This is a genomic window from Nocardioides guangzhouensis (genome assembly GCF_004519545.1).
In the GTDB taxonomy this organism is placed as follows: Bacteria; Actinomycetota; Actinomycetes; order Propionibacteriales; family Nocardioidaceae; genus Nocardioides; species Nocardioides guangzhouensis.
On record NZ_SDKM01000005.1, the window covers coordinates 1 to 12,921 of the forward strand.

Below are 12,921 nucleotides of genomic sequence, written 5' to 3' on the forward strand. Positions count from 1 at the left end.
CTCGCTGGCGCTCGCTCCTCAACCACCGAGGAAACGGCGACGCGGCCGGTCTGCTTCGACGCGGGCGACGGGTACGTCGAGACCCCGGTCCTGTGGCGACCGGACCTGACCGCCGGCACCACCCTGACCGGCCCGGTGATCCTCGAGGAGTTCGGCTCGACGGTCCCGATCCACCCGGGCTTCACCGCCCGCGTCGACGACTACCGCAACGTGATCGTGGAGAGGACGGACGCATGAGCGGCCGCGTGGTTCCTGAGGAGCGAGTGCAGCGAGCGTCTCGAAGGGCGCCCACCCAGTTCCCCTTCGGCTCGCTGACCGGCGACGCCGGCGCGAGCGCCGACCCGGTGCTGGTCGAGATCGTCCAGGGCAGCCTGGCCAGCGTCGAGATGGAGGTCGAGACCGCGATCGCGCGCACCAGCCGCAGCCCGATGATCCGCGATGCGCACGACTTCCGGGCCGGCATCCACGACCGGCTGCTGCGCAAGCTCACCGGCCGGTCCTACTCCGCGCTCGTGCACCCGGTCGCCCGCGACTTCCCGATCGAGGAGATGCAGGAGGGCGACGTCTTCTTCCACAACGACGTCTACCGCTCCGAGGGCGGCATCGGCCACCTCCCGGACCTCTGCGTCACCGTGCCGGTCTTCTCCGGCCCGGCCGACCAGCGCCGGGTGGTCGCGTTCGTCCAGGCGTTCGGCCACCACGACGACATCGGCGGCGCGGTCCCCGGCTCGATGCCGAGCCACGCGACCAGTGTCTTCGAGGAGGGTCTGATGGTCCCCCCGATCAAGCTGTGGGACCGCGGCGTGCCGAACCGGTCCGCGCTGGCGATCATGACCCGCAACTCGCGGATGCCGGAGTCGCTGGCCGCCGACCTCGACGCCGAGTGCTCGGCCTGCCTCATGGGCGCGCGCCGGCTCGGCGAGCTCTTCGACCGGTACGGCGTCGAGACCGTCGAGTCCTGCTTCGACGCGATCATCGACCGCACCACCACGACGTACCGCCGCGAGATCCTGTCCAAGATCCCGGTCGGCTCGTGGACCTGGGAGGACTACGCCGAGCACGACGGCGTCGACGACCCGAAGCTGCACACCCAGCGGATCACGCTGACCCGCACTGCGGAGGACGACCCCGAGGGCGAGCGCCTGATCCTCGACTTCGACGGCACCAGCGCCCAGGCCAAGGGGCCGATCAACCACTGTGGCGACTACTCCGACGGCGTCTTCCTCAAGAAGTGGCTGGCGCCGATCCTGCGCAACCTCGCCGACACCCCCGAGCGGATGGCGGAGCTCGACGTGAACGAGGGCATCGTGCCGCTGATCGAGATGCGGTTCCCCGAGCCGGGCACGCTGCTGACGCCGGTCTTCCCAGCGCCGACCAACGCCCGCACGTTCGTGATCCTGCGGCTGCTCGGGGTGCTCGCCGGTGTGGTCGCGAAGGCGGTCGACGGGCGGATGCCGGCCGACCAGGAGACGATCCGCTACACCGGCGTCTACGGCGAGGACCGCGAGGGCCGCCCGTACCTCATGCGCGAGGTGCTCGGCGGCGGCTCCGGCGGCCGCTACTACGCCGACGGCGAGGACACCATCCACGTGGTGCCCGACAGCCGCAACCTGCCGACCGAGTTCACCGAGTCGCGGTTCCCCTTCCTGGTCGAGTCGCTGTCGCTGGCGGTGGACTCCGGGGGAGCGGGCCGGTTCCGCGGCGGCCTCGGCTACGAGAAGCACATCCGGATGCTCAAGGACGGCCACTTCATGTCGATCGCCGACCGGTCGATCCTGGCCTGCTGGGGCGTCAAGGGCGGCCAGGCCGGCAAGCCGTTCCAGGTCACCATCGACCCGGGCGGGCCGAACGAGCGCGAGGTCGACGCCCTCGCCGACGCCGAGCCGGTGACCGCCGGTGAGGTGATCCGGATCCGTACGACGGGTGGCGGCGGCTGGGGCGACCCGCTGGTCCGCGACCCGGAGCTGGTGGTCCGGGACGTGGTGTGGCGGAAGGTGTCGCCGGAGGCGGCGCTGGCCGACTACGGCGTGGTGCTGACCGGCTCGCTCGACGACGACTCGCTGGGCTTCGACGCCGACGCGACCCGCTCCGAGCGGGCCTCGCGGCCGGCCCCGTCCGATGCATTCTTCGACCGCGGTCCGGGCTACGCACGACTGGCCGACGGCGCTCCCCACGCCGAGGTCGACCTGGTCTCGTGAGGACCGCGGTCCTCGGCGGGACCGGCAAGACCGGCCGGGCCGTGGCTGCGGCGTTGGAGCGGCGGGGCCACGAGGTGGTCCCGCTCGGGCGGGCGGCGTGGGCGGACCTGCCGGCCGCGCTGGTCGGCTGCGAGGCGGCGTACCTCGTCGCGCCGAACATGCACCCCGACGAATCCGGCTACGCCCGCACCGCGGTCTCCGCGCTCCGGGCGACAGGGGTGCCGCGGGTGGCGCTGCACTCGGTGGTCGCGCCGTACGCCCCGGCGATGCCGCACCACCTCGGGAAGGCGGCCGCGGAGGACGTCGTACGCCGGTCGGGGCTGGCGTGGACGGTCCTCCAGCCGGGCGCCTACCTGCAGAACCTCGACCTCTCCCGGACCGTCCGGATCGCCTACCGCGCGGACGCGCCGTTCGGGTTCGCGGACCTCGCCGACGTCGCGGAGGCAGCCGCGGTGGTGCTGACCGAGCCGGGGCACGAGGGCGCGACGTACGAGCTCGCCAGCCGGCGGGCCACTGTCGCCGACCTGGCCGCCGAGGCCGGGGTCGACGTCGAGGTGGTCAGCCCGGCGCGCTGGGCGGCCACCGACGGCGCCGCCCTCGACGCGCGGGTGCGCGACTGGCTGCTCGCGATGTTCGCCTACTACGACGCCCACGGCCTGCCCGCCGGCACCCTCCCGCTGCGCACCCTGCTCGGCCGCTGACAACCGACCCCGCTCCCGCTGTAACGCGGTGTTCGTGTCGGTTAGCACGTGTTCGAACCCGCACTAAGTGACAGGAACACCGCGTTACAAGCGACGCGGCGCGTCGACATCCCGGGGTGGCGGCGGTACGACGTCCGGTGTGACGATCGGGCCATGAGGTTCGAGGACTCGATCGCGATCGCGGCGCCGGCCGCGACGGTGTGGGCGGTCTACAGCGACGTCGAGCGCTGGCCGGAGTGGACCGAGTCGGTCACCTCGGTGGAGCTGCTCGACCCGGGTCCGCTGCGGATCGGGTCCCGCGCCCGGATCCGGCAGCCGCGGCTCCCGGTGGCGGAGTGGACGGTCACCGACATCGACGAGGGCCGCTCGTTCACCTGGGTCGCCCGCGGCCCCGGCGTGCGCTCGACCGGCACGCACGTGGTCGAGCCGGACGGCGACGGCGCCCGGGCCACCGCGATCCTGGACCAGGGCGGCCCGCTCGGCCCGGTGGTCGGATTCCTGACCAGGGGCCTGACCAGGCGCTACCTGGCGATGGAAGCGGCCGGGCTCAAGGCGCGGGCGGAGCGGGGCTGAACCTGTAACGCGGTGTTCTTGTCACTTAGTGAGGGTTCGAACACGTACTAACCGACACGAACACCGCGTTACAGCTGGGCGGCGGGTCGGTTCAGGGCTCGATCAGCCCGGCGCGGACGGCGTACCGGGTCAGCTCGGTCCGGTCCCGCATGCCGAGCTTGGCGAGGATGTTGGCCCGGTGCCGCTCGACGGTCTTCACCGCAATCGTGAGGTCCTGCGCGATCTCCTTCGACGACCGGCCCTCGGCGATCAGCTTGATCACCTCGTCCTCGCGCGCGGTCAGCACCGACGTCGGCACCCGCTCACCGCGGCGCAGCCGGTCGAGGTAGTCGCGCACCAGCGTGCTGACCGCGTTCGGGTAGAGGAACGTCTCGCCGCGCATCGCCGCCCGGCAGGCCGCGACCAGGTCCTCGTCGGCGACCGACTTGAGGACGTAGCCACAGGCGCCGGCCTTGAGCGCCCCGAAGAAGTACTGCTCGTTGTCGTGCATCGACAGCATCAGGATCCGCGGCGGGTTCCGCCGCCGGGCGACCTCGGCCGCGGCCTGCAGGCCGGTCATCCGCGGCATCGCGATGTCGAGGATCGCCAGGTCCACCTCCGTCTCGCGCACCCGCTGCACCGCCTCGGCACCGTCGCCGGCCTCCGCGACCACGGTGAGGTCGGGCTCCTGCTCCAGGATCAGGCGTACGCCGCGGCGCACCAGCGCGTGGTCGTCGGCCAGCAGGATCCGGATCGGCGTGGTCACCGCACCGTCCCGACCGCCGGCACCCGCAGCCGCACCGTGGTCCCGCGCCGGGGCTGGCTGGTGACGGTCAGCTCGGCGTCGACCAGCGCCGCCCGCTCGCGCATGCCGAGCAGCCCGGACCCCTCGGTGAGCGGCGCGAACCCGCGGCCGTCGTCGCGGATCTCCAGCACCACCGCGGCGTCCTGCCGGGTCAGCGACAGCTCGACCGACCGGGGGTCGGCGTGCCGGGCCGCGTTGGTCAGCGCCTCCTGCGCCACCCGGTAGACCACCAGCTCCGCGTCGGGCGTCAGCGGCGGCAGCCCGGGCCCGAACGACCGCCGCACCGGCGCCGTGCTGTGCTGCGCGAAGTCGGTGGCCAGCGCGGCCAGGGCGCTGGTCAGGCCGAGGTCCTCCAGCACGCCCGGGCGGAGCCGCCGCGCCACCCGTCGTACGTCGTCCAGGCCGGTCCGCGCGCTCTCCCGGAGGAGGGCCAGCTCCTCGACCAGCTCGGCAGGCGCCCGGTCCTGCACCTGCCTGAGCCCGAGCAGCACCACGGTCAGGCTCTGCCCCACCTCGTCGTGCAGCTCCTGCGCGATCCGGTGCCGCTCCGCCTCCTGCGCGGCCAGCGCCTTCGCGTTGCCGGCCCGCTGCTCGGCCTCCAGCCGGTCGAGCAGCCGGTTCACCGCCCGGGCGATGCCGCGGACCGGCCCCGACCCCTCCTCGGGGAGGCTGCCCGGCTGCAGGTGGTCGACCTCCTCCAGCTCGCGGATCACCCGGTCCAGCGGCGCCAGGCTGCGACGGATCAGCAGCGCGTTCGTGACCAGCATGACCGCGAGCCCGACCGACACCACGGCCACCTCGGACAGCAGCGGCCGCGACGAGACGCTCGCCGGCGACAGCACCAGCACGAGCGTGCCGACCAGGAAGACCGCCCCGTTGATGAGGCAGATCTTCCAGTAGAGGGGCAGGTCAGCGGGCACGCGCACGCCCACACCCTCACCCATCCCTCGCGCGCGTGTCCACGCGGACGGCCGGTGCGGCGTCGAGATGGGTGGCGGACCCCATTCAGGACGGGGCGAGCCTCGCGAAGACTCGAGGCATGCCCGTTCTGCCGCCCGCCCCGGCGCTGCGCGACCCCACCGACGCAGCGCTGGGCGCGGGCGGACCAGAGGACGGCACGTGGGTGTTCTGGGCGGTGCTCCTGCTGCCCTCGCTCGCATTGCTGGTCGGGGTGTCGGTACGTCGCGTGGGGCGCGACGAGCTCGTCCTGGTGGTCCGGCGGGGGACGGTGGCCCGGTCCCGTGCGGCGGGCGTCGCCACCCGGCTCCCGGGGCTCGAGCGCTTCGTGCGCGTGCCGACACACCGTCAGGTCCTGCCGCTGGTCGTGCGCGGCCGGACCCGGGACGGCATCGAGGTGCTGGCCCTGGCGGACCTCACCCTGGCGGTCGAGGGGGTCCCCGCCGGCACGCCGTACGTCGACCCGGCGACGGCTGCTGCCGCCGTCGCGGAGGACGTGCTCGCGGAAGCCGTCGGGGGGTTCGCCGTGGACACGCTGGTCGCCGCGCTCGGGGACCTCGAGGCCGGGCTGCCGGACGTCATCACCCGCAAGCTGACGTCGGGCAGTCGTGCCACCGGCCTGCTGGTCACCGAGGTCGAGGCCCAGCTCACTCCACGCCTGGCCCGTTGCCTGGGTGACGGACCGGACGGGCGCCGCGACGGTCGGGCCGCCGACCCCGACCCGCTTCCGCACTGCGAGCCGGAGCGGGCGCCGGCACCCGAGCCCGCGCCCGGACCCGACGGGCGGCCGTGACCCCCGAGGACCTCAACGTCGTGCTGCTCGCCACGACGGGCGTGCTGCTGGCCGCGGTGGCCGCGGTGCGCCTGCTCGCCGGTGCGGGGCTGCCGACCCTGCTGATCTACCTGGCGCTCGGTGTTGCCATCGGCGAGGCCGGGCTCGGGTTGGAGTTCGAGAGCGTCGACCTCACCCAGATCCTCGGCAGCGTCGCGCTCGCGATGATCCTCGCCGAGGGCGGGTTCACCACCGACCTGCGCGTCGTACGCCCGGTGGCGGCGCTGGCCGGCGTCCTGGCCACCTTCGGCGTCTTCCTGTCGGTCGCGATCACCGGCGGGCTGGTCTACCTGCTGCTCGACGTCGACGTGCGCACCGCGATCCTGCTGGGCGCGGTGGCGTCGTCGACGGACGCGGCCGCGGTGTTCGCAGTGCTGCGACGGCTGCCGGTACGCGGCCGGCTGCGGGCCGCGGTCGAGGCCGAGTCCGGCTTCAACGACCCGCCGGTGATCATCATCGTCACCGTCGTCACCTCCAGCGCCTGGGCCGAGGCCGGGGTCGACGGGATGGCGAGCCAGATCGGCTACCAGCTCGCCGCCGGGGCGGTGCTCGGGCTGCTGGTGGCCAAGGCCGGGGAGAAGGTGCTGGCCCGCAGCGCGCTGCCGTCGTCGGGGCTCTACCCGCTGGCCACGCTGGCCATCGCGTTCCTCGCGTACGCCGTCGCTGGCGTCGCCGGCGCCAGCCCGTTCCTCGCGATCTACGTGGCCGGCCTGGCGCTCGGCAACGCGGCGCTGCCGCACCGCGGCACCACCACCGGGTTCGTCGAGTCGATGGCCTGGCTCGCGCAGATCGGGCTGTTCATCCTGCTCGGCCTGCTGGCCAGCCCGTCCCGGCTCCCCGAGGCGCTGCCGACCGCGCTGGTGGTCGGGGCGGTGCTCACCTTCGTCGCCCGGCCGCTCTCGGTGGCGCTCTGCGCGACGCCGTTCCGGGTGCCGTGGCGCGAGCAGGCGTTCATCAGCTGGGCCGGGCTGCGCGGCGCCGTGCCCATCGTGCTGGCCACCATCCCGATGGCGGTCGGCCTGCCCGGCGCGGACCGGATCTTCGACGTGGTCTTCCTGCTGGTCGTGATCTTCACGCTGGTCCAGGGCCCGACCCTGCCCTGGGCCGCCCGCCGCCTCGGCGTCTCCGAGGAGACCTCGCCCCGCGACGTACCCATCGAGTCCGCGCCGCTCGAGGAGCTCGACGCCACCCTCATGCAGGTCACCGTCCCGGCCGAGTCGCGGCTCGCCGGCGTCGAGGTGGCCGAGCTCCGGCTGCCCCCCGGCGCCGGGGTGTCCCTCGTCCTGCGCGCCGGCGAGATCTTCGTGCCCGGCCCCACCACCGTCCTGCGCGCCGGCGACCACCTCCTGGTCGCGGCCGCGCGCGAGCACCGGCCCACGATCGAACGGCGCCTCCGCGCGGTCAGCGACTGCGGTCGCCTGGCCGGCTGGTACGCCGCCCTCCCGGGAGGAACCGCTCCGTGATCGCCTGTGCCGCCGTGGGGATCTTCCTGGTCACCTACGCCTTCATCGCCACCGAGAAGGTGCACCGGGTCGCCGCGGTTCTCGGCGGCGTCGCCGCGATGACGGTGATCGGTTTGGTCGACGCCGACACCGCCTTCTTCGACCAGCACACCGGCATCGACTGGAACGTCGTCTTCCTGCTGTTCGGGATGATGGTGATCGTCGGGATCCTCAAGCACACGGGGCTGTTCGAGTTCCTCGCCCTCTGGGCCGCGCGGACGTCGGGTGGTCGGCCGTCGAAGCTGCTCGCCCTGCTGGTGCTGGTCACCGCGGGCGTCTCGCCGGTCCTCGACAACGTGACCACGGTGCTGCTGGTCGCGCCGGTGACGCTCTCGGTCTGCGCCAGGCTGGGGCTGCCCGCGGCGCCGTACCTCATCGCGCTGGTGCTGGCGTCGAACATCGGTGGCACCGCCACCCTGATCGGCGACCCGCCGAACATCATCATCGCCAGCCGCGGCGGGCTGACCTTCAACGACTTCCTCGTGCACTCGCTGCCCCTCACGGTGGTCCTGGTGGCCGGGCTGGTCGTGATGCTGCGCTGGCTGTTCCGCAACGACCTGCACGCGCCGGGCACCAGCGGCGGGGACCTCGCGCCGGACGACGTGCACGACCTCGACCCGCGCGGCGCGATCGTCGACCAGGCTCGGCTGGTCCGCTGCCTCGTCGTGCTCGCGGTGGTGATGGTCTTCTTCGGCCTGCACCACGCGCTGCACCTCGACCCGTCGATCGTCGCGATGCTCGGTGCCGGCGCCATGGTGGTGGTCTCGCGGGCCACCCCCGAGGAGTTCCTCGCCGAGATCGAGTGGACCACGCTGGCGTTCTTCATGGGGCTCTTCGTCGTGGTCGGGGCCCTGGTGGAGGTGGGCGTGATCGGGTCGCTCGGGCGGCTCGCCGCCGACACGATGGGCGACCACGAGTTCCTCGCCGCCACCGTGCTGCTGTTCGGGTCGGCGATCGTCGGCGGGTTCGTCGACAACATCCCGTACACCGCGGCGACCGTCCCGATCGTCGAGGACCTGGTGCTGGCCTCGCCGAACCCGGGGTCGGGCAGCCCGCTGTGGTGGGCGTTCGTGTTCGGCGCGGACCTCGGCGGCAACACCACCGCGGTCGCCGCCGGCGCCAACGTGGTGGTGCTCGGGATCGCGGCCCGCGCCGGCCAGCCGATCAGCTTCTGGCAGTTCACCCGCCACGGCCTGGTCGTGACCTTCGCGTCCCTGGCCATCGCGTGGCTCTACGTGTGGCTGCGCTACTTCGCGCTCGCGTGACCGGCGGGGAGCAGAGCATGATGGCGGCATGCAGAGTGATGCCGCGACCGTCGAGGACTACCTGGACTCCCTCCCCGGGGCCCGCCGGGAGCCGATCGGGACGGTGCGCGACGTGGTCAACGCCCACCTGCCCGCGGGGTACGTCGAGCAGATGGACTGGGGGATGATCAGCTGGGTCGTCCCGCTCGCCGACTACCCGACGACGTACAACAAGTTGCCGCTCTGCTACGCCGCCCTGGCGTCGCAGAAGAACCACATGGCGCTCTACCTCATGGGGCTCTACACCGACGGGCCGGAGGAGTCGTGGTTCCGGCAGCAGTACGCCGAGCGGGGGATGAGGCTGGACATGGGCAGGTCGTGCGTCCGGTTCAAGCACCTCGACGACCTGCCGCTCGACGTGGTCGGCGAGGTGATCGGGAAGATCGAGCCCGGCGAGCTCATCGCCCGCCACGAGGCAGCGCGGGTCGGCCGATGACGCTCACCGACACCGACCTCGTGTACCTGCGGCGCTGCGTGGAGCTGGCCAGGGAAGCCCTGGACGAGGGTGACGAGCCGTTCGGCTCGCTCCTCGTCGACGGGGCCGGCGACGTCAGGTTCGAGGACCGCAACCGGGTCAAGGACGGGGACGAGACCCGGCATCCCGAGCTCGAGATCGCCCGCTGGTCGGCCGCGAACCTCACCGCCGGGGAGCGGGCCGAGGCCACCGTCTACACCTCCGGTGAGCACTGCCCGATGTGCGCGGCCGCACACGGCTGGATGGGCCTCGGCCGGATCGTGTACGCCGTCTCCTCGGCGCAGCTGGCCGCCTGGCGGTCGGCCTGGGACCTGCCCGACGGGCCGGTGCTGCCGCTGCCGATCAACGCGGTCGCGCCCGGCGTACCCGTCGACGGGCCGGCACCCGAGCTGCAGGACGAGATCCGGCGGCTCCACAAGCGCAACGCGGGTCGTGCTTGACGGTCCCCGCCGACCCGGCAGGATGTCGCCCCATGGAGCGACCCGCGATTGCCGCTGCCCTCGGCCTCGACCCGCACCCGGAGGGCGGCTGGTACCGCCAGACCTGGGTCGCCCCCGAGACCGTCGTGCTCTCCGGGGGTCGCGCCCGGCCGACCGCCACCTGCATCCTGTTCGCGCTGGCCGCGGGTGAGTCGTCGGCCTGGCACCGGCTGACCTCCGAGGAGATGTGGCTGGCGCACTCGGGGACCGTCGACCTCGTGCTCGGCGGCAGCGGCCCGATGCCCGAGGAGGGCGACGCCCTCACGCTCGGCACCGACCTCGGTGCCGACCAGCATCCCCAGCTGCTGGTGCGGGCCGGCGTCTGGCAGCGCACCCGCCCGGTCACCGCCGACGCCCTGGTCAGCTGCGTCGTCTCGCCCGGGTTCGACTTCGAGGACTTCGAGCAGCTCTGACGGGCGGGTCGTCGGCCGGCAAAGTCGACCCATCCGCTAGTCAATCCGCAGCTGTAACGCGGTGTTCATGTCGCTTCCCACGCGTTCGAACACGTGGGAAGTGACACGAACACCGCGTTACACGTGTTCGGGGATGGCGTTCGTCGGTCCGGGGCGTGTCAGGCTGGACGGATGAGGCCGGCCCTGGTCGCGGCGCTGATGGCTTCGCTGGTGGCCACCGTGGCCTGCGACGGGGACGGGTCGCGGGCGGAGCGGCGGCCGCCCGGTTCGTCGGCCGGTACGACGGCCGCCAGCGGCACCTCGTCCCCGGCCACCCCGGCGCCCACGCCCGAGGCGCCCACCCTCGCCCCGCGGCCGCGGGTGGACCCGGACGCGTTCGACCCTGCCGCGGCCCGGCGAACCGTCGTCCGGCTGGCCGGTGGCATCGGACCGCGGCACGCCACCAGCCCGGCGTACCGCTCGGCCGCGGACTGGGTGGCCGGTCGACTCCGCGCTCACGGCCGGGTCGTACGGCGCGCGCCGGTCGCCGTCCCGGGCGGTGACTCGTGGGGCGTGCCAGTCGGCCCCGGCCGCTCGTTCAACGTGGTCGCGAGCCCGCCCGGCCTCGACCCGACCGAGCCGCACCTCGTGGTCGGCGCGCACCTCGACACGGTGCCGCAGTCGCCGGGCGCCGAGGACAATGCCAGCGGCGTCGCCGTGCTGCTCGAGGTCGCACGGGTGCTCGGCGAGGCACGGACCCGGCTTCCCGTGGTGCTGGTGGCGTTCGGCGCCGAGGAGCCGCGCGGGCCGTCGGACGCCGACCACCACTTCGGCTCGCGGGCGTACGTCGCGTCCCTGGCGGTCGGGGAGCGCCGCGCGGTCCGGGGCATGGTGTCGCTGGACCGGGTCGGCGTCGGGGCCGTGGTGCCGGTCTGCTCTGCCGGCGGCACCGGGACCGGAGCCCGGGCCCGGGTGCTGGCCGCCGCCCGTGCCGTCGGGGTCCCGGCGATCGCCTGCGAGAACCGGTCCAGCGACCACTGGTCGTTCGCGCGGGCCGGGATGCCCGGGGTGCGCATCGGCAGCACGCCGTACGCCGGCTACCACTCGCCGGGCGACCTGCCCGCGGTCGTCGACCCGCGGCAGCTGGGCCGGACCGGTCGCGTCGTGCTGGCCTGGCTGCGGTGAACGGGCGAGGCCGTCACCGGAGCGCGAAGGGTCCGGTGCTGTGCCGCCACACGTCGGCCAGCACGTCCGGGCCGGGCACCGGCCGGGGGGAGAACCCGGCGTCCATCCGGTACGGCGCGAGGGTCACCGCCACCAGCCGGTCGCCCCAGAACGTCGCCTCGAGCAGCACTCCCTCCATGGTCTGCTCCATGAAGTCCATGTCGAAGACCAGGTTGCCCAGCGAGTGGGCGAGCACCGCGTCCCCCACCCGGTCCAGGCCCTGCACCCAGTGCGGGTGACCGCCGACCACGAGGTCGGCGCCGGCCGCCACGACCCGCCGTCCGACGGCGCGCTGCACCGGCCCCGCGACATGGGTGTACTGCGTGCCCCAGTGCGGCAGCACCACGACCACGTCGACCCGTCGGTCGAGGTCGCGCACCAGCCCGAGCAGGTGCCGCAGGTCGCCGCGGTCCAGCGGCCCGGTGCGGGGCGGCATCCGGACCGACAGCGCTCCCGCGACACCGGGCGCCGCCGCGGGCGTCTCGCCGATCGCGTTGAACCCGAGGAACCCGAACCTGACCCCGTTGCGGACCAGCACGGCCGCCCGGCCGGCCGCCCGCCGGTCACGGCCGGCCCCGAACGCCCGCACCCCGCTGCCCCCGAACGCCGCGATCGTGGCGAGCAGAGCCCGCTCGCCGAAGTCGCCGGTGTGGTTGTTGGCCAACGACAGCGCGTCCAGGCCGAGGTCGCGGAGCCCGTCGAGCACGCCGGGCGCGCCGAAGGAGTCACCGCCCTGGGTGGGCGCCCCGGCGACCGACAGGGTGCTCTCGAGGTTCGCGACGGCCAGGTCCGCCTGCCCCAGCCGGCGGGCCAGCGGTCGGAGCGCCCGGGTCGGGTCCCCGGGGTGTGCGGCCGTCACCCCGCGGGCCAGCATCACGTCGCCCCCGACCGTCAGCCGGGTGACCGTGGGAGGCGATGGCCCGGCCACGCGCAGCGGGTACGCCGCGGGCCGGCGCAGCGGGTCCACGCCGGCCACCACGGCGGCCCGGACCCACGGCCGCATCGCCGAGCCCGGGACCAGCGCCAGGGCGCGCGGGTCGCGGGCGACCGTCCGGAGCGCCCGTCGCGCGGCGGCTGGGGTGCCGCGGCCGTCGACGAGCCGGAGCCGGGCCGTGCTGCCGTCGAGCACCCGCCAGGTCCGGACCTCGCCCCGGACCACGCGTCGCGCCAGCGCGACCGGCAGCCGTGACGGCGTCAGTGTCGCGTGGCCGGCCAGGACCAGCGGCTCGGTGGTGTCCCTCTGGTGCGCGCCCGGCCGCACGTCGCGCGGCCCGGGCACGAGGGATTCGCTGGGAGGCGGCGGCTCGGGCCCCGCCTCGGAGGCGGTCTCCCCGGAGCAGGCCGCGGCAGGCCCGGCCAGCAGCAGCGCGGCCAGCCGGCTGCCCCAGCGTGGATGCCGACGTGGGGACGGCCCGTCCATGTCCCGAATCTACGGGTCAAGGCCGGTCTGGTCCCGCCCGACCGGGGCACCCCGTTCGGGTCTGGGCGGGGCACCGCGGG

Annotated in this window: 13 protein-coding genes and 1 pseudogene; 11 read left to right on the plus strand and 3 right to left on the minus strand. The window is 74.2% G+C overall.

Features of this window, described 5'->3' with window-relative positions; translation table 11 throughout:
* From EKO23_RS25070 to EKO23_RS04580, 4 genes and pseudogenes are all read left to right on the plus strand, one after another.
* Nucleotides 1-237, plus strand: a pseudogene (locus tag EKO23_RS25070) (hydantoinase/oxoprolinase family protein); the annotation flags it as partial.
* Nucleotides 234-2,198: a hydantoinase B/oxoprolinase family protein gene (locus EKO23_RS04570; protein WP_134714568.1), complete on the plus strand. Its 1,965-nt coding sequence runs from the start codon at nucleotides 234-236 to the stop codon at nucleotides 2,196-2,198. The pseudogene EKO23_RS25070 and the gene EKO23_RS04570, both read left to right, overlap by 4 nt.
* Nucleotides 2,195-2,899 (plus strand): SDR family oxidoreductase, encoded by a 705-nt coding sequence (locus EKO23_RS04575; protein ID WP_134714570.1) that lies wholly within the window; start codon nucleotides 2,195-2,197, stop codon nucleotides 2,897-2,899. The genes EKO23_RS04570 and EKO23_RS04575 overlap by 4 nt, the downstream gene beginning before the upstream one ends.
* A 153-nt stretch (nucleotides 2,900-3,052) precedes the next feature.
* Nucleotides 3,053-3,472 carry an SRPBCC family protein gene (locus EKO23_RS04580; protein ID WP_134714572.1) on the plus strand — a complete coding sequence of 140 codons (420 nt, stop codon included), beginning with the start codon at nucleotides 3,053-3,055 and terminating at the stop codon, nucleotides 3,470-3,472.
* A 91-nt stretch (nucleotides 3,473-3,563) separates the two neighbouring features.
* On the opposite strand, the gene EKO23_RS04585 is transcribed toward EKO23_RS04580, so the two are convergent.
* Both EKO23_RS04585 and EKO23_RS04590 read right to left on the minus strand, forming a co-directional pair.
* Nucleotides 3,564-4,217 carry a response regulator gene (locus tag EKO23_RS04585; protein WP_217702463.1) on the minus strand — a complete coding sequence of 218 codons (654 nt, stop codon included), beginning with the start codon at nucleotides 4,215-4,217 and terminating at the stop codon, nucleotides 3,564-3,566.
* Nucleotides 4,214-5,182 carry a sensor histidine kinase gene (locus EKO23_RS04590; protein WP_246050903.1) on the minus strand — a complete coding sequence of 323 codons (969 nt, stop codon included), beginning with the start codon at nucleotides 5,180-5,182 and terminating at the stop codon, nucleotides 4,214-4,216. Before EKO23_RS04590 ends, EKO23_RS04585 begins: the two co-directional genes overlap by 4 nt.
* A 113-nt stretch (nucleotides 5,183-5,295) precedes the next feature.
* Here EKO23_RS04590 and EKO23_RS04595 point away from each other — a divergent pair, with 113 nt between their 5' ends.
* The 7 genes from EKO23_RS04595 (at nucleotide 5,296) to EKO23_RS04625 (ending at nucleotide 11,382) form a co-directional block, all read left to right on the plus strand.
* On the plus strand, nucleotides 5,296-6,006 hold the full coding sequence (locus EKO23_RS04595) for an SPFH domain-containing protein (RefSeq protein ID WP_134714576.1): 711 nt from the start codon (nucleotides 5,296-5,298) through the stop codon (nucleotides 6,004-6,006).
* Nucleotides 6,003-7,508 (plus strand): potassium/proton antiporter, encoded by a 1,506-nt coding sequence (locus EKO23_RS04600; protein WP_134714578.1) that lies wholly within the window; start codon nucleotides 6,003-6,005, stop codon nucleotides 7,506-7,508. The genes EKO23_RS04595 and EKO23_RS04600 overlap by 4 nt, the downstream gene beginning before the upstream one ends.
* Nucleotides 7,505-8,812, plus strand: coding sequence for an ArsB/NhaD family transporter (locus tag EKO23_RS04605; protein WP_134714580.1), 1,308 nt, complete (start codon nucleotides 7,505-7,507; stop codon nucleotides 8,810-8,812). The genes EKO23_RS04600 and EKO23_RS04605 overlap by 4 nt, the downstream gene beginning before the upstream one ends.
* Nucleotides 8,813-8,840: 28 nt before the next feature.
* On the plus strand, nucleotides 8,841-9,287 hold the full coding sequence (locus tag EKO23_RS04610) for a DUF1801 domain-containing protein (protein WP_134714582.1): 447 nt from the start codon (nucleotides 8,841-8,843) through the stop codon (nucleotides 9,285-9,287).
* A complete protein-coding gene (locus tag EKO23_RS04615; RefSeq protein ID WP_134714584.1) occupies nucleotides 9,284-9,766 on the plus strand; it encodes a nucleoside deaminase in 483 nt (160 codons plus the stop codon). The genes EKO23_RS04610 and EKO23_RS04615 overlap by 4 nt, the downstream gene beginning before the upstream one ends.
* A gap of 32 nt (nucleotides 9,767-9,798) precedes the next feature.
* Nucleotides 9,799-10,218, plus strand: a complete 420-nt coding sequence (locus tag EKO23_RS04620; RefSeq protein ID WP_134714586.1) for a cupin domain-containing protein — start codon at nucleotides 9,799-9,801, stop codon at nucleotides 10,216-10,218.
* A 171-nt stretch (nucleotides 10,219-10,389) separates the two neighbouring features.
* On the plus strand, nucleotides 10,390-11,382 hold the full coding sequence (locus EKO23_RS04625) for a M28 family metallopeptidase (protein WP_246050904.1): 993 nt from the start codon (nucleotides 10,390-10,392) through the stop codon (nucleotides 11,380-11,382).
* Nucleotides 11,383-11,395: 13 nt separating this feature from the next.
* On the opposite strand, the gene EKO23_RS04630 is transcribed toward EKO23_RS04625, so the two are convergent.
* On the minus strand, nucleotides 11,396-12,841 hold the full coding sequence (locus EKO23_RS04630) for a CapA family protein (protein ID WP_134714588.1): 1,446 nt from the start codon (nucleotides 12,839-12,841) through the stop codon (nucleotides 11,396-11,398).
* Nucleotides 12,842-12,921: the final 80 nt, after the last annotated feature.

Excerpts from the sequence above, each read along its gene's own strand:
- EKO23_RS04570 (WP_134714568.1), top strand. The coding sequence starts at position 234 with ATGAGCGGCCGCGTGGTTCCTGAGGAGCGAGTGCAGCGAGCGTCTCGA.
- EKO23_RS04620 (WP_134714586.1), top strand. The coding sequence starts at position 9,799 with ATGGAGCGACCCGCGATTGCCGCTGCCCTCGGCCTCGACCCGCACCCG.
- EKO23_RS04595 (WP_134714576.1), top strand. The coding sequence starts at position 5,296 with ATGCCCGTTCTGCCGCCCGCCCCGGCGCTGCGCGACCCCACCGACGCA.
- EKO23_RS04580 (WP_134714572.1), top strand. The coding sequence starts at position 3,053 with ATGAGGTTCGAGGACTCGATCGCGATCGCGGCGCCGGCCGCGACGGTG.
- EKO23_RS04630 (WP_134714588.1), bottom strand. The coding sequence starts at position 12,841 with ATGGACGGGCCGTCCCCACGTCGGCATCCACGCTGGGGCAGCCGGCTG.
- EKO23_RS04625 (WP_246050904.1), top strand. The coding sequence starts at position 10,390 with ATGAGGCCGGCCCTGGTCGCGGCGCTGATGGCTTCGCTGGTGGCCACC.
- EKO23_RS04610 (WP_134714582.1), top strand. The coding sequence starts at position 8,841 with ATGCAGAGTGATGCCGCGACCGTCGAGGACTACCTGGACTCCCTCCCC.
- EKO23_RS04615 (WP_134714584.1), top strand. The coding sequence starts at position 9,284 with ATGACGCTCACCGACACCGACCTCGTGTACCTGCGGCGCTGCGTGGAG.